Source organism: Arthrobacter sp. TJ-240 (assembly GCF_058269195.1).
In genome coordinates this window covers 351,833-369,753 of the sequence record NZ_JBZCNG010000002.1, presented here as the reverse complement: position 1 = coordinate 369,753, position 17,921 = coordinate 351,833, and the positions used below count along the sequence as shown (strand labels likewise).

Annotated in this window: 17 protein-coding genes; 8 read left to right on the top strand and 9 right to left on the bottom strand. The window is 66.1% G+C overall.

Annotated features, from left to right (window positions below):
• Nucleotides 1-43 precede the first annotated feature (43 nt).
• Both AC4D2C_RS06410 and AC4D2C_RS06405 read right to left on the bottom strand, forming a co-directional pair.
• Nucleotides 44-676 carry a GrpB family protein gene (locus tag AC4D2C_RS06410; RefSeq protein WP_490913504.1) on the bottom strand — a complete coding sequence of 211 codons (633 nt, stop codon included), beginning with the start codon at nt 674-676 and terminating at the stop codon, nt 44-46.
• Nucleotides 677-733: 57 nt separating this feature from the next.
• Complete coding sequence (locus tag AC4D2C_RS06405) at nt 734-3,181, bottom strand: glycosyltransferase family 2 protein (RefSeq protein WP_490913502.1); 2,448 nt, start codon at nt 3,179-3,181, stop codon at nt 734-736.
• Between the two features lie 200 nt (nt 3,182-3,381).
• On the opposite strand from AC4D2C_RS06405, the gene AC4D2C_RS06400 reads away from it, so the two are divergent.
• Together AC4D2C_RS06400 and AC4D2C_RS06395 are read left to right on the top strand one after the other, a co-directional pair.
• Nucleotides 3,382-4,944 carry a chitinase gene (locus AC4D2C_RS06400; RefSeq protein ID WP_490913501.1) on the top strand — a complete coding sequence of 521 codons (1,563 nt, stop codon included), beginning with the start codon at nt 3,382-3,384 and terminating at the stop codon, nt 4,942-4,944.
• A 109-nt stretch (nt 4,945-5,053) separates the two neighbouring features.
• Nucleotides 5,054-5,824, top strand: a complete 771-nt coding sequence (locus tag AC4D2C_RS06395) for an EAL domain-containing protein (protein ID WP_490913499.1) — start codon at nt 5,054-5,056, stop codon at nt 5,822-5,824.
• Here AC4D2C_RS06395 and AC4D2C_RS06390 read toward each other — a convergent pair.
• Nucleotides 5,793-6,356, bottom strand: a complete 564-nt coding sequence (locus AC4D2C_RS06390) for an adenylyl-sulfate kinase (RefSeq protein ID WP_490913498.1) — start codon at nt 6,354-6,356, stop codon at nt 5,793-5,795. The two genes, AC4D2C_RS06395 and AC4D2C_RS06390, sit on opposite strands and share 32 nt — an antisense overlap.
• A gap of 223 nt (nt 6,357-6,579) precedes the next feature.
• Here AC4D2C_RS06390 and AC4D2C_RS06385 point away from each other — a divergent pair, with 223 nt between their 5' ends.
• Nucleotides 6,580-6,852 carry a hypothetical protein gene (locus AC4D2C_RS06385; RefSeq protein WP_490913496.1) on the top strand — a complete coding sequence of 91 codons (273 nt, stop codon included), beginning with the start codon at nt 6,580-6,582 and terminating at the stop codon, nt 6,850-6,852.
• Nucleotides 6,853-7,012: 160 nt separating this feature from the next.
• Here AC4D2C_RS06385 and AC4D2C_RS06380 read toward each other — a convergent pair whose 3' ends face one another.
• Nucleotides 7,013-8,086 carry a CU044_5270 family protein gene (locus AC4D2C_RS06380; RefSeq protein WP_490913495.1) on the bottom strand — a complete coding sequence of 358 codons (1,074 nt, stop codon included), beginning with the start codon at nt 8,084-8,086 and terminating at the stop codon, nt 7,013-7,015.
• Nucleotides 8,052-8,639, bottom strand: a complete 588-nt coding sequence (locus AC4D2C_RS06375; protein WP_490913493.1) for an RNA polymerase sigma factor — start codon at nt 8,637-8,639, stop codon at nt 8,052-8,054. Before AC4D2C_RS06375 ends, AC4D2C_RS06380 begins: the two co-directional genes overlap by 35 nt.
• Nucleotides 8,640-9,192: 553 nt before the next feature.
• Between AC4D2C_RS06375 and AC4D2C_RS06370 the strand changes: the two genes are divergently transcribed.
• Nucleotides 9,193-10,080: a class I SAM-dependent methyltransferase gene (locus tag AC4D2C_RS06370; RefSeq protein WP_490913492.1), complete on the top strand. Its 888-nt coding sequence runs from the start codon at nt 9,193-9,195 to the stop codon at nt 10,078-10,080.
• 28 nt (nt 10,081-10,108) lie between these two features.
• Here the strand turns inward: AC4D2C_RS06370 and AC4D2C_RS06365 are convergent, their stop codons facing one another.
• The 3 genes from AC4D2C_RS06365 to AC4D2C_RS06355 form a co-directional block, all read right to left on the bottom strand.
• Nucleotides 10,109-11,533 (bottom strand): DUF6297 family protein, encoded by a 1,425-nt coding sequence (locus AC4D2C_RS06365; protein ID WP_490913490.1) that lies wholly within the window; start codon nt 11,531-11,533, stop codon nt 10,109-10,111.
• 121 nt (nt 11,534-11,654) lie between these two features.
• On the bottom strand, nt 11,655-12,341 hold the full coding sequence (locus AC4D2C_RS06360; protein WP_490913488.1) for an ABC transporter ATP-binding protein: 687 nt from the start codon (nt 12,339-12,341) through the stop codon (nt 11,655-11,657).
• Nucleotides 12,342-12,579: 238 nt separating this feature from the next.
• Entirely contained in the window at nt 12,580-13,431 is an 852-nt protein-coding gene (locus tag AC4D2C_RS06355; protein ID WP_490913487.1) for a helix-turn-helix domain-containing protein, read from the bottom strand.
• Here AC4D2C_RS06355 and AC4D2C_RS06350 point away from each other — a divergent pair.
• Entirely contained in the window at nt 13,418-14,017 is a 600-nt protein-coding gene (locus AC4D2C_RS06350) for a maleylpyruvate isomerase family mycothiol-dependent enzyme (RefSeq protein ID WP_490913485.1), read from the top strand. The genes AC4D2C_RS06355 and AC4D2C_RS06350 overlap by 14 nt on opposite strands.
• Before the next feature lie 114 nt (nt 14,018-14,131).
• Here the strand turns inward: AC4D2C_RS06350 and AC4D2C_RS06345 are convergent, their stop codons facing one another.
• Complete coding sequence (locus tag AC4D2C_RS06345) at nt 14,132-14,719, bottom strand: CGNR zinc finger domain-containing protein (protein WP_490913483.1); 588 nt, start codon at nt 14,717-14,719, stop codon at nt 14,132-14,134.
• Nucleotides 14,720-14,901: 182 nt separating this feature from the next.
• Between AC4D2C_RS06345 and AC4D2C_RS06340 the strand changes: the two genes are divergently transcribed.
• The 3 genes from AC4D2C_RS06340 (at nt 14,902) to AC4D2C_RS06330 (ending at nt 17,793) form a co-directional block, all read left to right on the top strand.
• On the top strand, nt 14,902-15,531 hold the full coding sequence (locus tag AC4D2C_RS06340; protein WP_490913481.1) for an isochorismatase family protein: 630 nt from the start codon (nt 14,902-14,904) through the stop codon (nt 15,529-15,531).
• Nucleotides 15,532-15,742: 211 nt separating this feature from the next.
• Entirely contained in the window at nt 15,743-16,924 is a 1,182-nt protein-coding gene (locus AC4D2C_RS06335) for an FAD-dependent oxidoreductase (RefSeq protein WP_490913480.1), read from the top strand.
• A 137-nt stretch (nt 16,925-17,061) separates the two neighbouring features.
• A complete protein-coding gene (locus AC4D2C_RS06330) occupies nt 17,062-17,793 on the top strand; it encodes a DinB family protein (protein ID WP_490913478.1) in 732 nt (243 codons plus the stop codon).
• Nucleotides 17,794-17,921 lie beyond the last annotated feature (128 nt).

Genomic DNA, 17,921 nt, shown 5'->3' with positions numbered 1-17,921 from the left:
CTCTCGGAAGCCGTTAATGGCGCCCTCCTAAGGTCGTGCGCCGTCAGCGGCGGGGTCGAGGGTGATGAACATGCCCTGTGTCCGAGAGGAAGATCCGTTCGTAGATGTCGTAGACCACCGCAGCTTTCAGGTCGTTGTACCGACGGTTCCCGTCACCTTCCGTGGCCGCTTGTTTTGCTTCGGCGTAGCGCTGTCGATCCTGTACGTCGGACCGGAGCCACGCGACGAACATCTCGTGTCGACGAGGCTCTATAGCGTTCGGCTCCCAGATGTGGAGATTCGTGTTGGGGTCACCGAAGCTGAGCTGTCGGTGAGGGTCACCGGCCACGTCGTCTCGAAAGATGAGTCGGAAGCCTACTGACTCGAGCAGGGGGACGTACGCGGCTTCATAGGCAACGTGGGGGACCGTGAGATCGATATCGATCACGGGCTTGGCGAGGAGGCCCGGTACGGCCGTCGAGCCGATATGACGGATCTGCATTACCTGGTCGGGAATCGTCCTACTGATGAGTTGGTGCATGAGGGCGAACTGGGTCGCCCACGTTATCCGGTGTGCTTCCGGGGGACCGGGCGGTGTTTGGCGATACGCGGTGCGGGTGGTCTGACGGTGGTAGTTGGCGTCATCACGGAACGGCCTCCACAGCGGATGTGTTCTCACGACTTCAGAGTGTTCCATGAGCGATCGTATTCGCGCGTCGTTCGGTACGATCTCGGAGTGCCTCGCCGAGGCGCTCTAGCGCACCCCGGCCCGACGGCGGCGGTCGTTGCCCGAGCGCAGGTCACGGTTCAGGCGGCGGTCGCCGTGGTAGAGGATCGACGACCAGTCCGCCTCGGCCGCAGTCTTCGGGACGACCTTCGACTCCTCGACCTTCTTCGTCCGCGGCGCCACGTACAGCCAGTTCAAAACGCCGAGCCACATGTCCACCAGGGAGTTCTTGATCCCGATGTAGGCGCGGATGGCGCCGGCGGCCAGGACGGCGTTCAGGCCGGCGAAGACGGCGTTGCCCCAGTTCTGGTTCAGGACGTCGCGGGCGAGGGTGAGCAGTGAGAACGCGACGATCAGGTACGGGATCACCACGTAGAGGCCCGGCGCCGCGGTGCGGTCCTTCACCTTCGGTGTCCGGACGAACGGGATCTTCTCGCCCGTGAACGCCTGCTGGATGGACTTCAGCACGCCGGCGAGGTTGACCGGCAGCAGCACGAGGTTGAAGCCGTAGATCCGGAAGATGTCCGAGAAGCGGTGCCCGCAGTCGCGGAGGTCGCTGCCCATCGCGAGGAAGTACGGCGCGGCCGCGAGGAACACGACAGGGCTGAGGAGCCTGCTGTCGTAGGGGTACGCGAGGAGGAACAGCAGCCCGAAGCTCGCCCACGCGATGGACGCCATGTAGTTGACGCGCAGCAGCACCTCGCGGGCCAGCACCTGCTCGCGGAGGTGGCGGCGCCGGCGGAGCTGGTTCCACAGCTTCGGCAGGATCAGCAGGCCGCCGTTCGCCCAGCGCCGGCGCTGGACCACGAGGGACCCGAAGTCGGGCGGTGTGGCGCTGTAGCTGAGGCGCTCGGGGTAGTTCATGAGCGTCCACCCGTGCGTGCCGAGGTCCACGCTGGACTCGGTGTCCTCGATGACGGTGCGGTCCTGGATGTAGGTCTTGATCTCGAAGCCGCCCACGTTCTCGACCTCGACAATGTCCTCCACCGCCCGCTTCCGGATGACGGCGTTGGCACCCACCCAGAACGTCGCCCCGTAGTAGGACATGCCCTGATGCAGGATGTGCTGGATGTCCGTCGTCGCGCCCGCCACCCGCTCGATGCGCGTCGGTGCACCACGGAAGGACGAGTACGGAGTCTGCGTGACGGCGATCCGCTCGTTGCCGGGTGATTCGAGTAGGTGCACGAGGCGCAGGCAGTAATCGCGCAGCAGCAGCGAGTCGGCGTCCAGCGTGAGCAGGTACGTGGAGTCGGGGACGTCGAGGATGTCGTCGTCCTCACCGCCCTCCCCGTCTGCGAGGGGCCGCAGCACCGTGCCTGTGGCAACCTGCTCCTTCCGCCATCGCTGGCCCATCAGCGAGATGTACGCGTTGAGGTTCATGGCCTTGTTCGCCTCGTGCGAGAGGGAGGCGTAGGCCTTCCGCTCGAACGTCTCGAGCCGCGTGTTGAAGATCCGTACGAGCCGTACGTACAGCTCGCGGATGCGGTCCGGCTCGGGGCACTGCTCCTGCACCAGTGCGGCGTCGAGCGCGTAGATGGTCAGGCGGAGCTCGCGGGCGAGGCCCATGAGGACGAGGTCCACGAAGAACTCGTCCACGTGGTCGTCCACGGTCTCTGCGTCGGCCATCTCCTCCAGCCAGACGGCGGCGGCCTCGTACGCGGCGATGAGTGGGGGCAGGTCATCGCACGACGGCGGGGTGTCGATATCGCGCGCGGCGAGGTGCGCCTCGAACGCGGCGAGCGCAGCAGTCGCCCGGGTGGAGGGTTCGAGGAGGGCGGACTCGATCTCGAAGGACAGGGCCCGCGTGGCGTCCAGGCGCTCGCGGACGACTGGGTCCTTGGGGTGGGGCGGGTCGTCGAGGAGGAGCACCACCCGGATGTTGGGGAACTCCTGCAGGGCTGCGGACCAGAGCGTGGCGCGGACGACGGCGGGCTCCTCCGCGTAGGACGGCACCAGGACGGTGATGCCCTCCTCGTGGTGCGCGAAGTGCCGGTCCAGCTCGCCACGCGGTACGCGCCGGTGGTCACGGAACCGGTACAGCGCACCCTGGCGCGCCAGCAGGTACATGAGCGCCGAGAACGTCAGGAACGTGACGACGATCAGGTACGACGTCGCCTCGATCTGGAACCGGAAGCCGGCGTTCGGATTGTTGGCGAACTGCCGCAGGATCGTCGTGACGATGTAGGTGAGCCACGCCAGCACTGTGACCACGATGCCGATCCGGCCGAGCGCGATCTTCCGCGACGACGGTGCCGGGTGCACGATGGACAGCGGCTCCGAGCGCCGCTCGGCGCCCCACTGCCGACGCCGGGCCGGTGCGGCACCGGGAGCAGCGGCGGCCACCTGCTCGAGGACGGCGGCAGCGGCGACGCCCGAGGACGGCACGGCGGTCGCGCCCACGGTCCCGGCCGCCTCGGAATCGGCTCGCGATCGTGGCCTGGGTGCGGATTCGGTGGCATCGCTGGATCTGGACATGGCTACCTCGGCAGTAGGCGGACGGGTGGACGCACGACGTCGCCCCCGCGATACGCAGCGTCACTCTCCACCATCGGCCCGCGCGCCGTCGGCGTTAGGCAAAAGAATGACGGCGACGGCATTTTCCCTTACGCTTCAAGCGTCTCGCGCACCCTGGGTGCGCTCTTCCGCCTTTCTCGAGGCTGTCATCTGGGGTCCATGTGTCTGCTCGCTTTCCCGGCCGGAAACTCTCCGTCCTGCGCCTCTCCCTCCTGTCCGTCGTCGTCGGCGGTCTCGCTGTCGGCGGCCTGACCGGCTTCGACCGGTGGGAGGACGCGCGGGCCGCCGAGAGCACGGGTGCGTTCTTCGCGGGGTACGTGGATGTCACCGCAACACCGTCGTACGAGTTCGAGGACCCGGCGGTGGAAACCGGCGGGAGCGTGGTGCTGTCCTTCATCGTGGCGTCGAAGACCGAGCCGTGCACTCCGTCCTGGGGAACTTTCTACGGGCTGGACGAGGCCGAGGCCGGGTTGGACCTGGACCGTCGCGTCGCCCGGCTGGTGCAGGACGGCGGGGAGGTCGTCGTGTCGTTCGGGGGCCTCCTCAATGATGAGCTCGCCACCGCCTGCACGGATCCCGACGATTTGAAGGACGCATATGCGGACGTCGTCAACCGGTACAAGCTCGCCACCGTGGACCTCGACATCGAGGGCGAGAACCTGAAGGACACCGAAGCCGGGCAGCGCCGCGCGGAGGCCCTCGCCGCCCTGCAGTCCGAGCGGGCCGGCACGGAGACCCCGCTCAACGTCTGGTTGACCCTGCCGGTCGCACCCAGCGGGCTGACCGCTGACGGAACCGCCGCCGTCGCACAGTTCCTCGAGGCCGGCGTCGATCTCGCCGGGGTGAACGTCATGACCATGGACTACGGTGGCAGCCGGCCCGAGGGCACCAGCATGCTGACCGCGTCTCAGAACGCCGCCGACGCCACGCACCGCCAACTACAGGTGCTGTACGAGCGGGCGGGCATCGGGATCGGCCCGCAGGCCGCGTGGCGGAAGGTCGGGCTGACGCCGATGATCGGGCAGAACGACGTCAAGGGCGAGGTCTTCACGCTCGACGACGCCAAGGCGTTCAATGCCTTCGCCGCCGAGCGCGGAGTGGGCCGCATGTCCATGTGGTCGCTGAACCGCGACGGCACGTGCAGCGAGAACTACGCGGACAGGACAGTCGTCTCGGACGCGTGCAGCGGCATCGACCAGGAGGGCCTGCAGTTCGCGCCCCTGCTGGGGGAGGGTTTCGAGGGCCGGGCCGCGACGCTCGCGGAGGAGCCCGTGGTCGAGGAGGCACCGGAAGCACTGGTCGAGGACGATCCCGAGACGAGCCCCTACCCGGTCTGGTCCGACGTCGGGACGTACCGCGAGGACGACCGCGTGGTGTGGCACGGCAACGTGTACACCGCGAAGTACTGGACGCAGGGCGACCTGCCGGACGATCCCGTGCTGCAGGCGGAGGAGACCCCGTGGACTCTGCTGGGCCCGGTGCTGCCGAACGAGCGGCCGGTCCCCGCGGTCACCGCGCCGGCGGGGCTCTATCCCGAGTGGGACGCGAAGGCCGTGTACGAGCGCGGCGACCGGATTCTGGTGGAGGGCCGCGTGTACGAGGCGAAGTGGTGGAGCCAGAGTGACAGCCCGGAGGCGGCCGAGCAGGGCTCGGACGCGTCGCCGTGGCAGAAGCTCGATGACGCCGCGGTGCTGAAGGTCATCGAGGAGAAGCCGGGCTCCTGATCGGGCGGCGCCCTGGCGCCGGATCAGGGATCATCCTGGTTGTCGTGCCTCGGTCTCGTCCTGAACTGATTGTTCTAGGCTGGACGAGACCAGTGAGGGGGCGTTCTGTATGGCATGCAACGGCTGCGCGACATCCGCGAGGCTCGACTTCGAGTTCAGCATGGCCTTCCAGCCGATCTACGACGCCGTGGACGACCGCGTCTGGGGCTATGAGGCACTCGTCCGAGGGATGTCGGGGGAGAGCGCCTTCGATGTCCTCTCGCGGATCTCGCCGGAGCAGAAGTATCGCTTCGACCAGGACTGCCGTGTGAAGGCGATCGAGCTCGCATCGCGGCTGTTCCCGGCGGGCGACGATCTGAAGCTGTCGATCAACTTCATGCCCAATGCGGTGTACGAACCGGCTGCCTGCCTGCGGGCGACCCTGCTCGCAGCCGCCCGGTGCAGTTTCCCGACGTCGTCGATCATGTTCGAGTTCACGGAGAACGAGGAGGTGGCGGACACCGCTCACCTGACGAACATCATCACCGAGTATCGCAAGCACGGTTTCACCACCGCCATCGACGACTTCGGTGCCGGTCATGCGGGATTGGGGCTCCTGGTCGAGTTCCAGCCTGATCTGATCAAGATCGACATGAAGCTCGTCAGGGGGGTCGAGGGCAGCCCGGCCCGCCAGGCCGTCATCGCCGGCATCGTGGGCATCGCCGAGGACCTCGGCATCACGGTGCTCGCAGAAGGCATCGAGACCGAGGCGGAGTTCCTGTTCCTCAAGGCACAGGGCATCCGCCTGTTCCAGGGATACTGGTTCGCCAGGCCGGCATTCGAGGAACTTCCCGGGATCCAGCTCGGGTTCATCCCTGAGGTCGGCGCTGTTGCCCGGTGAGAGGACGGGCCTCCGCCCATCCAGTGAGGGAGAGCAGCCGGGTCGCGACATCGGACGGGTCGAGTTCGTCGGTATCGATCCGGTGCACGGACGCAGGCGCTTGCTCATCGAGCCTGTCCGCCATAGCGGCACCGTGATCGAGCAGGGCAGGTTCTAGTACCCGATGGTTCCGACGCTCCAGCCGCGGACGCGCCTGCTCGTCGCTGCTGCGCAGCAGAACCGCTGTGACGAGTGGGTCATCGCCCATCGCTGCCACCAGGCTCGACAGTTCAAGGACGGCCGCCGTGTTGGTATAGACGAGTCGGCGGTAGCCCAGCGATCGATAGCGGGCCCACATGGTGGCAAGATTCTGCTCGGTGAGATTGGCATCGGGGAATGCGAGATGTGGAGCGGGATAGGCGAGGTCGAGATAGTCGCCTTCGATGACCGCGTGCTGAACGTCATGATCGATGAGTTGCTCGTGAAGGGTCAGGGCAGCGGTGGACTTGCCGACACCGGAACGACCGCTGATGAAAAGGACGTGGGAGCGCATCTGCCCAACTGTTCTATCTTCGGCTCAGCGGATGCAAGGGCCGTCCGGAAAGGGGATACGGCGACGCGCCGAGGTCATGACGCTGGGCTACTGGCGTCGTGGCATCTGAGCCTCGTGCCCTGCCATGATGCTTGCTCCAGCCCCTGCTACGTGTTTAGGTGAAGCCCTGGAGGCGCCGACTGCAATCCTTGGGGGAGAAGTGACCGGAACAGAACCATCGAGCATGTATAGGCGAACACTGCGGGCAGGAATCATCGTCGGGGTGGTCGGCATCCTCGCGATGCTCTTCACGAACCTGTTCATGCAGAACTTCGGCGCAACCACCTTCAATGGTGAGAACGCGTTCTTCGTCGTTCTGACCCAGATGTACCTGCTGGCACCCTTGGCTTGTCTGCCTTTTTCCGCGGCCCTCATTTCTGCGGCTCTGGTCATGCGCCACATCGACGCCACGGAGTTGGGCGCCAGTCCGTCCATGAAATCGACCGAGGTCCGGTAGGGCTTCCGCAACATGTAGCGGAAGTAGACGGCGTAGGACACCTGGCATTTCGCCGGTGATTCCGTCGAGAAGTAGGTAGATTGTCGGGTTCTCTCCGGCGCTGCTCCGGGCCGTCGCTACCCACGTCCTCCGCATGGTCAGTACGTTCAAGGGCCCGGGCTCATGGGGCTGAGTCCACGACGGAGGTTTGGACGGAGGTCCAGGACTCCACGGTGCCGGCAGGTGTCCCCGGATAGTCCTTGAGGATGACGATTTGTTCGCCGATGACCAGGCCTGATGTCGGGTCGATGATGATGTCCTGGCGGGACCCGCCCCCAGGGGCTGCTTTGCCGATCGCGATGCCTGCGCGGCCATCGATGGTCGCCTGCCTGTCCATGACCTCGACCCCGGGGATGAGTGCCGCGGCCCTGTAGAAGGCCGCCCGTAGGTCGGCGGGAATGATGCCGGTGCGCAGGGACTCCGCGATGGTTTCGAAGGCCTCCAGGTCCGGATTCTTTCCGGCTCCCTTCGTGTGCTCGTAGATCCTGTCCAGCAGTGCCTGCGGGTCGCGGGGTAGATCACCGGTCTCCGTCAGGGGCGTCCCGATGATCGTGTACTGCTCTCCGCTCCCGAACGCTCCACCGGGTGCGCGGAAGACTCCGGTGAGTGCCGCGTATGTCGCAGGGTCCACGGTCGGCTGCAGCCGGGCTGCTTCCTTCACAACCTCGGGAGCCGATTCGGTGGGTACGGGTGCCTGCCTGTTCCAGATCCACTCGCCGTCGGCGTCCGCGGGGATGTAGAGCTTGTCCGTTGTCGTGTTGTACCAGGACACCTGCCGGCCGTCCGCGACGCTACTGGCCCCGGTGAGGGCTTCGGTTTCGACTTCGAGGTACTGGCCGGGGAGGACGACGGGGTCCGACGTCCGGATTGTTGCGGCGGCTGCGTCCTCGAGTACTGCTGCGGCAGCGCTCGAGGGCTGCCGATCAGGTAGAGCGACATCAGAGGCGACCAGCACTCCTGTGAGGAAGACCGCGGCGGCCGCTGCCAGGGCGAAGCCGCGACGAACCGTCAACGGGTTGACCCTCCGACGGGCAACATGAGAGGCGGCATGCGCGGCAGCTTGTTCCTGGTGCGGTTGTAGGGCCTCCTCGCTGTGGGCTGCGCGCATCAGGCACTCACGTCCTCGAGCGAGCGTGGCGGTGGGGATGGTGCCAACGTCGTTACGCGTGCTGCGGAGCAACTGCAGATCGTCCATGACCGTCTTCCTGATCGCTAAGAGTGAGGTTTTCGCGGAGCTTGCGCCGGGCACGATTGATACGGGAACGGACCGTTCCCAGAGGCACAGCTGTAGCTGTGGCGATGTCCTCGTAGGACAGGCCCGCCCAGACCAGCAGCAGGATCGCATCCCGGTCGATGGCGCGAAGATCCTGCAAGGCCTGGGCGATCCGGGCCTGGGTGCCGGGGGCATCAAGCCGTTCGTCGACGGCGCCCAGCAGATCGGGCTCCTCAGCGCGTCCGCCCAGCTTTACGAGGGCCCGTAGCACGCGTGCCTCTGCCCGATGGTGTCTGCGCAGCAGGTTCGTGGCAATTCCGAACAACCACGGCCGTACCGCACCCGCCGGTCCGACAAATTCGAAACGCCCTTCGAAGGCGATCAGGAATGTCTCCGACATGACGTCTTCCGCCACGAAATCACCGGCTCGACGGGCGGCGTACCGGTAGATGTCCGGGCTGTGCCGGTCGTAGAGCTCCCCAAAAGCTGTCGGGCCGGAGCGTGACCGCTCAACTATCTCCGCGTCTGTGTTCACACTCAGTAATGCCCGATCACTTCGAGAAGTTCATGGTTCTCCCCTTCTTTTTCGGAAGATCCTGGCACCAGACTGACCCCGCACCGGGCCCGAGAGCGTCACGGCGCGCCCAAAGGTGACATCGAACCCCACGAGCAACCACCAACGGCGGTCGTTCGCGGACGCTTGTCCGGCCGCAGTGGGCAGGGTGCCAGGTTCGGTCTGCCGGTGGAATGATGGCCGTATGGGGCCGGCTTCGCTAGACGCAGTATCGGATTCGTCGTGGGGGAGTCCTGCTCGTAACGCCGCGGCGGAGGACGTAAAGGCCCGCGTCATCACGCCCGCCGTTCTCCTGCTGCTGGATCATTACTCCCGCCGTCCCTGGCGTGCGGCCCTGGACTGCTGTGCGGGAGCCGTCCTGCTTGCGTTGATGATCACGTTTCCGGAGTACCGGCTTTCGCTCGAAGCATCCAGCGCCGGCCTCCCGGCCCTGTGGGGCCTGGGCTTGACGTGGCTGACCAGAACCCGCAATCAGTGCCACGCTATCGTGGGCTCCCTCACTTAGGCTCGCTTCATGGGCGATGACCGGACCTCGATCGACTGGGATGACGCACGCACAAGCAATAGGGAGAACTGGGAAGACAGGGTACCTCTGCACGAGAAGGCCTACGAGATCAGCGATTTCGACGACCCCGACCATCTCAGCTCGGTCGTCCGAATAGACCTGACCGCTCTGGCGCCCTTCCTCCCGAAGGGCACAGTTACAGGACTGGATGTCTGCCACCTTCAGTGTCACATCGGGACCGACACGCTGTCCCTGGCCCGGGCAGGAGCCCGCGTCACCGGCGTCGACTTCTCCCGCGGCGCCCTCGCCTCCGCAGCCGGCCTGGCGCAGCGGCTGGGCTTGGATGCGACGTGGGTCGAGACCGATGTGCTGGATGCCCGCGCCGCTGTCTCGGGCGACTTCGACCTCGTGTACACCAGCATCGGGACCATCACCTGGCTACCGGACCTGGACCGCTGGGCGGCACAGGTAGCCGGACTCCTCCGAGCCGGCGGCACCTTCTACATCCGGGACGGGCATCCTCTCCTCGAAGCACTCGACGAGAACGCCGACGGTTTGCACCTTCGGTACCCGTACTTCAGCACCGGTCAGGCTCAGGTATGGGATGAGGAAACCACCTACGCAGGAGACGGAACGGTTGCCCATACCCGGACCTACCAGTGGCCGCATCTGTTGTCCGAGATCCTGAACTCCCTCATCGGAGCAGGCCTGCAGGTCCTTCGCGTCGACGAAGGCACGACACTCCCGTGGAGGTTCTCACCCCGTATGGTCGAAGTACCCGACGGCTTCGCCTGGCCAGAGCCGGAGCGCGACCTCGTTCCGTGCACCTACACGATCATCGCCCGGAAACCACACGACCCTGCGACTGCCGGCCCGGGCGCGAACACCGGCACGTAGAACTCGGAATGTCCCGCTGGGCGATTCTTCAGCGCACGGCTGGGGTCGACGTCTGCACGATGATGGCGGTGGCGCTGGCGATGATCTGGGCGAGGATCAGCCAAGGGTGGACCGCGCCCAGGTAGAGGGTGAGGAGGAGCGGGGCCATCGCGAGCACTGTCGTGTCTGTTCCGCGCAGGAGCGAGGACATCTGGGTTCTGGGTACGGGGCCGAAAGGAGTCTCTACCGGCGGTGTGGTCCAGTCCGTAGCGGGACGTGTTGCCGCGCGGACAGCGCCGGCCCCCATCCCCAGGCCCGCGAGGGCGCCGAGGAGCGCGAGGCTCGGCGGGCCGGCCCCCAGCACCATCAGCACTCCGGTGAGGCCGCCCATCCACGCACCCATGGTCAGCGCGGGCATGAGCATCCGGCTGCACCGCACCAGAACCGGGCTGACAGGTAGAAGCGCGTCGACTTCGGGAACGACTGCCGTCCGTCGCGCAACGGTCCCCGTTCCTGCTGTCGTAGCACAGCCTGCGATGAGGATCATGACCAGCTGGAGGACCACGGGAAGGGCTGGGGTGACAAGGGTGACGCTGACGCAGATTCCGAACCACACCAGGGCGACCGTGGGCGATGGCTGCAGGCGCAGGTATGCCACGACGTCGGCGCGCAGCATCGCAGTGTAGGCCCGGCGGGTAGGGCGGCCGTAGTAGCGCGAGCCGCGGCGGCTGAGACGCACCGAGGGTGCGGCTACCAGTGAGCGGCGCAGCTCGTTGATGTCGATGAAGAAGATGGACGCAGCCGCGTGGCCCGAGACAGCGCCGCCGCGCTGCAACTCGACGCCATGGACGTCACCGACGCGAGGGGCCACGTACGCACCGAGCACCACCGCGAGACTGAAGACCAGGACGAGCGGCCATATCGCGGGAGCAAGGAACGGCAGGACTGCCAGGGGCAGAAGGCCCAGGAGGATCCCTACCCGGTACGGCCTGTACGCCGGTCGCAGTTGCAGGACAGCCGCGCCGGCAACAGCCACGACAGCGGTTCCGCTGAAGGTCACTGCCGAGCTCGCATGCTCCACGGGTGACCGGTCGAGCGCGGTCAGGAGACTGAACGGCACATAGGAGATGCAGGCTGCAACACCGACGCCGACCAGCCGGCGGAGGAACGACGGGAGGACCATCGGTCGGCGATCGACCGGCAGCGGCAACCACCACGCTCCTTCCGCCTGACCCACGACGACAGGCCCGAGCCTGCGAGCCAACAGCACTATTCCGACCAACGCCAGGTAGGTCAGAACCATCCACAGGATGCCGGCGGGTAGTACCTGCCAGTGCGCGGCCACGAGGCTCGCTCCGCCGATGTTCCTGTGTGCGATCTCGTCCCGAAGCGCCACAACGAGCGACGCCACCATCATGGCGAAGCAGACGCCCGCCAACGCGTTCGAGTACACATCGACGAAAAGATCGCGCACTGATGAGCGGGCTCTGTTGTACTGGCGGGATGCCTGCCGCGTGAAGGCGACCACGTCCCGGGCCAGACGCGCCGTTTCCCGGTCCGGCGCCGACCATCCTGACGCCGGAGCCCGCACCGGGTCAGGAACCCGCAATGATCTGCGCTCCCCGCTCCGGACCCACCGTCGCGCACACCTCGTCGATGACCAGACACGACGTCGCCGTGCTGACCAGCAACTGGGGGTCGTGAGTGACCAGCATGCACGCCGTCCCGGCAGCAGCGCGCTCCCGGATCCGCCGGGACAGTGCGTCACGCATCACCGGGTCCAGGCGCTGCTCGGGCTCGTCGAGGAACAACAGTGACGACGGCCGGATGAACCCGGCGGCTAGAAGCAGGCGCCGGCGCTGCCCGGAGGACAACGCATCAGGGACCGCGAGGGCTCTGTCCGCGATCCCGAAGAAGTCCAGCTCCGCATCCACTGCTTCTTCAGGAGCAGCCACCGAATGACCCCGAGCCACTAGGAGCAGGTGCTCCCGGACCGTCAACGACGGAAAGAACACGTCCTCGTCGAACACCGCGGCCACCTGCCGGCGGAACACCAGAGCGTCGGGCATCACCGGTAGTCCGTGGATCCGCACGTCACCCGCCAGCGGATCCTGACGACCCGCGAGGGTCCGGACGACAGTGGACTTACCTGCGCCGTTGAAGCCCACCACCCCGAGGATCTCACCCGGACCGATGACGAAGGAGACCTCACCGCACACAGGAGTGCCGGCATAGCCGACCAGCAGATCATCAGCTTCAAGCACTTCCCCCACGGCAGCCATGCTTCAACCCTAAACGGGAACAACAGCCCCCAGCGCCGTCAGGGGAAGGGTCGCCGGAGTCCGTCGAGGGGAGACGCAGATAGGGGCCCCACGGCGGAAGCTATCCTCCGAGCCGCGCAACCAGCTGATTCCGGGTGGCGGAGCGCGCGGCGCGATCAGCAGCTGCGGCAGGGCGGATGAGCACTACCGTCTGAGCAATCCAGCTCATCGGCGCACCTGACGCACAGCGATTCCTTCTTCATGGAAGGGTGCTCGTCGTTCGGTGCTCGGCGGCAAACCTGCTTGGCGTGGTTCCAGTGACGCGGGAGAAATCATGGGTGAAGTGGGCCTGATCGGCGTAGCCCAGCATCGCAGCCGTGCCGGCCAGGGTTCCCTCCGTGGTGCGCAGTCGCTCCGCGGCTTCCTGGAGGCGACGCCGCTGGATGAGCCATTTCGGGGTCAACCCGAGTCGTCGACGGATGAGGCGTTGCAGGGCGCGTTCGGGCAGCTTCATCTCGGCGCACAGCTGGGCGACCGTGAGCACGTCGGGGCGTTCCTCTACGAGTGCCACGACGCGGTCGACGAGTTCACCCTCCGGATCGACGGGCAGCAGAGGCCGGAGGGCATCACTGAACGCGTTCATCACGGCCTGGTGCGCGCTGGAGAGGTGCGGGTCGTCGAGCATCGCTGCTCGGACACGGGTGGTCAGGTCCGTGCCCGCCTGGCCGAGGACGTCCGAAACATCGACGTGCATGTCCGTGAAGCGAGCCATCGAACCCCGGGAGATGAGTGAGCCGGCGGCCGGAGTGCACATGACGCCGGCGGCCCACCCGTTGCCGGCGAGCACAGTTCGCGACAGCCCGGTCGTGACACCGTAGAAGCGGGCGTAATCCGATGCGATGACGAGCAACGACACCGGGTACTGCAGAACCTGCTGCACGGACTGTTCCCCCGCAGGAACGGCCCACACCGGGATCCAGAACCGCTGCACCAGGCCGGCCAGTTCGGACGGAGCCGGATACCGGTACATCACGTGCGATGTGTCGTCGGGAGCCTTGAGGTGCGCCCGTTCGATCTCGTTCAGAGCATGCGGTGCTGTGTCGGGTTCCATCAAGACCCAGAATGCCGTACACGACACCATTGAGCACATGAATTCCACCTCACTCGCCTACGAGACCTCCCTCCGCCCTCTATCTCTTCTTCTCAGCGCTGTTCCGGCCGAAGCATGGGCCAACCCTTCCCCCTGCCCGGGATGGACCGCGCGTGACGTCGTCGCGCACATGATCGACACGCAGCGGAACCTGCTGACGGAACATGGGCACGACCTCGGGCCGGCCCCTGACCTGACCGATCCTGCCAGCGGATTCCGAGACCACACAGACCGGGTGTCCAGCCTGGTGAGCCGCGACCACATCGTCGATGTCTCGTACGAGGGTTTCTTCGGGCCCACCACCGTTGGAGCAACCCTGGAACAATTCTATGTGTGGGACATGCTCGTTCACCGCTGGGATATTGCGCGAGCCACAGGTAGGACGGAGGTTCTCACCCGCGACGAGATGGAACGCATCGAGGCCGGCGCTGACAGCTTCGGGAGCGCGTTGCACATGGACGGTATCTGCGGGCCGGCTGTACCCGTTCCCCAGGATGCCGACCGACAGACTCGGCTCCTGGGGCGGCTCGGCCGGATCGCCTCGTGATCGGACGAGCACGGGTGAGCCACCCGACTCGTCTCGGAGGAGAGCCCCCACGTGAGACAGGCATGAGCGGAGATCCGGGAGGACGCCACCGCTGAGCGGGGTGCATCACACCGTTTACGCGCTGGAGGTTGAACGTCTGCGTGAGTAGGCACGCGCGGCGCGGACCCGGTCGCCGCACCGCGTTGAGCACCACTGCCGTCGTGCGTGGGTGCGAACGAAGAACCGCCGGCAGGAGTCTGCATCGCAGGACGCGAGCTGCGAGGCCTGGTCACCGCTGAGCAGCGAGGCTGCATCGTCGGCGATCAAGGCCATGACGTGTTCCACGACCTGAGTTACGGGATGGTCGGCGCGACGGGTGAATCCCGCCTGTGGATCGAACCGCAACAGCAGAGCGCCGGGGACGCAGGTCAGGGCAGAGTTCAGAGCCTGCACCGAGGACGTCGTCGGGACGTCCCCGGTGGTGTGAGCGGTGAAAAGATCGCGCAGATCCGAGCGGAGCGCCACGAGCCGGCCGTGGCAATGCTCGTGCAGCACGGCTTCCGGTCCGACGAGATCACGTGCCATCAGCCAGCCCGTTGCGGCCCCTGGGGTGCTCATCTCGTCGTAGCCCTTGCCGCCCGCCACATCGCCTGCGCTGTTGACCAGAGCGAGGCTCGGATGATCCTGCGCGCCCGGGGCGGCAGCCAGCAGTGATTCAGACATGGTTCTCATGTTATCAGTGACTTTTAAACATGAGATGGGTGTTAGGCTCGCATCATGTCAAACAATCTGTTTTGCCGTGAGGAGTGGTCGTCGCGTCTGGCCGTGCAGTAGAGCCGACTTCCCGGATCACACACAGTTTGCACATCCCGCATTCCCGATCAGCCCCCCAGAAAGAGGTCCTCATGACCGCACCACGCCGAGCCCTCATCGTCATCGACGCCCAGCAGGAATACTTCGACGGACTACTCCCTATCCAGTTCCCGGCTCGCGAGGACTCCATCGCCCGCATCCAGACGGTGGTCGACGCGGCCCGGCAAACAGACACGCCTGTGGTGCTCGTCCAGCACGAACTCCCGGCAGGAGCACCCGTGTTCGCCTCCGAATCGTCGACCTGGCAGAACCATCCCACGGTAGCCGTCTACGAGGACGCCGCAACCAAGCGCATCAGCAAGCAGTTCTCCAGCATCTTCGCGGACACAGACCTCGAGGCCTGGTTGCGTGACCAGATTATCGACACGATCACTCTGGTCGGCTACATGACCAACAACTGTGTGATCGCCTCCGCTGCGGCCGCCGAGCCCCTCGGCTTCGCCGTCGAGGTCCTCTCCGATGCAACCGGAGCAATCGATCTCGCCAACGACGCCGGTACCGCACCTGCACGCCAGGTCCACGAAACCCTCATGGCTGTCCTGCACTCGAACTGGGCCGCCGTCACCGACACCGCAACCTGGGCCGCAGCACTACGCACAGGCGCGACGCTGACCAGGAGCGACCTCGTCACCTCCGCCACTCAAGGCCGCACTACCCGCTAGAAACCCGAGCGGATCTTCCCTTTCAGACATCAGGAGCGTCCATGGTGGTCCGCCGCCGGCCGCGCAGATACTGCCCTGCTGGTGGCGGGCACGTAGGCGAACCAGATCAGAGGAGCCCACTCACGAACCGAGCGGTCACGGCCCGACGGCGGCGATCAATCGGTGCTGCTCGGCGTAGGCTCGGGCAGCGAGGCAGTGAAAGGGTGTTGTCATGACGGTCGAGCACCACGCAGTAGTTGTCGGCGGGGGCGTTGCCGGTCTGGCTGCGGCGGTTTCGCTCGTACGTGAGGGCTGGACGGTGACCGTGCTCGAGCGGGCTCAGGCCTTCACGGAGGTCGGTGCAGGCCTGGCCATCACTCCCAATGGGATGTCGGCTCTGGCAGCTCTTGGTGTTGACGCCGCTGTCCGCATTTCCGGTCATCGGGTACGTATGGCCGGTACCACCGATGAACACGGCTCATGGCTGCTGCGCGTTCCACTCGCCGGTCCATCGGACTCGAGCCAGGAGATCTACGGGATTCACCGACAGGACCTTCATGGCTTGCTGCTTGCTGCGGCTCAAGGGGCCGTGCTGGTGACTGGTGCCCGGGTGATCAGCGTCACCCCGGGTACACCGAGCGGAGCCAGGGCGCGAGTGAACTGTGTGAGCGCGAAGGGTGCCGTGTCCTACGATGCCGACCTTGTCATCGGCGCCGACGGTCTTCGGAGCGCGGTCAGGGGCCTCGTTGCTCCCACCACGGTGCCTCGGTTCAGTGGCAAATCATCGTGGCGGGGAATCGTCGCCGACTCGGCGCTCGTCACCGACGATTTCACTGTCCGATGGGGTCCGGGAACAGAGTTCGGGGCCGTACGTATCGGACCTGCACAGGTGTACTGGTACGGGTACACCTCCTCGAAGGAAGGCCATCGCTGGCCCGATGAGAAGACCGCGGCTCTGCATCATTTCAGGACATGGGCAGACCCCGTGCAACCTCTCATCGATCACACGCCGAGCGACCAGGTCATGCGACACGACGTCCATGACCTCGCCCCTGATCTCAGGACCTATGTCTTTGGACGCGTGGTGCTCATCGGCGACGCAGCACACGCCATGATCCCCACGATGGGACAGGGAGCGAACTCTTCACTGGAGGACGGCGCATGCATCGGACTTCTGATCGGACGACCCGTCAACGAGGGAGCGTCCCTGCAGGCCGCATTGAGCACGTTCGACGCACTTCGCCGCCCCCGCACGCAGAAGATAGCCCGACAGTCACGAAGCGCTGGGCGAGTGGGGGCCGGCCTCGAAAGCAGGATCAGCATCACTGTCCGCAACACCATGATCAGAGTTGTGCCCGCCGCAGCAGCACTGAAAGCAGGAGCATCGGTCCTCTCCTGGAGAGCCATGTACTGAGGCCGCACCGATTGCACCCCGCCCCTCTCATCGGCTTCGAGTTACCCGCAGCCCTCGAACCGATCATGCTTGATGCCGGACCGTGGTCCCCGCGTGGGACCCGAGGGGTGGTCCCCGACAGCGGTGATACTGGGACCATGACGACCTATTCCGGCACGAAAGATTTCGAAGGCGCGACCTTCGTCAGGGCGAGCTTCAAGGGCGCCACCCTCCGATTCTCCGATGTCAGCGGCATGGTGATGCGCGGCGTCGACGTCGACGGACTCGACATCGACAGCCACGACCTGTTTTTCGGCAGCCTTCTCGTCAACGGGGTCGACGTGGTGCCACTTGTGGATGCCGAACTCAACCGGCAGTTCCCCGGCCGCGAGCTGCAGAAGGCGCAGACGCCCGAAGGCCTACGGGAGGGGTGGGTCGCTGTGCAGTCCGCGTGGCAGGACACGGTGACGGGTACGCCGCCGGGGCTGGTGGATGCCTGCGTGGAGGACGAGTGGTCCTTGGCCCAGACCCTGCGACACCTCGTTCTGGCAACCGATGCGTGGCTCCGCGGTGGAATCCTTCGGATGGAGCAGCCGTTCCACGAGATCGGGCAGCCCTTCACGGGTGCGGGCGAGATGGGCTTCGACCTGTCGGTCTTCCGCGTCGACCCGCCGACATACGAGGAGATACTCGACGTGCGGGCCGAGCGGCAGCTGCAGGTGACCGGCTTCCTGGCCGCAGCCTCGCCGGAGGTGCTCGCGGAGGAACGCGCGGACCCGTGGGGCGGCGGTGACTGGCGGCCCACCGTCGGTGACTGCCTTCGCGTGATCCTGGAGGAGGAGTGGGCGCACTTGCGCTATATCCGGCGGGATCTCGCACGTATTCGCTGAGTCGACAGCACCGTGCCAGGGCGGTGCATCAGGTTCGCCGTATTCACCTCGAACAGGTGCAGGGACCCTGCGGCCGAGCCCTCCGGGTCGAATCCAGCTGGTTTCCGGAGCCCGCTCGTGAGGTAGGG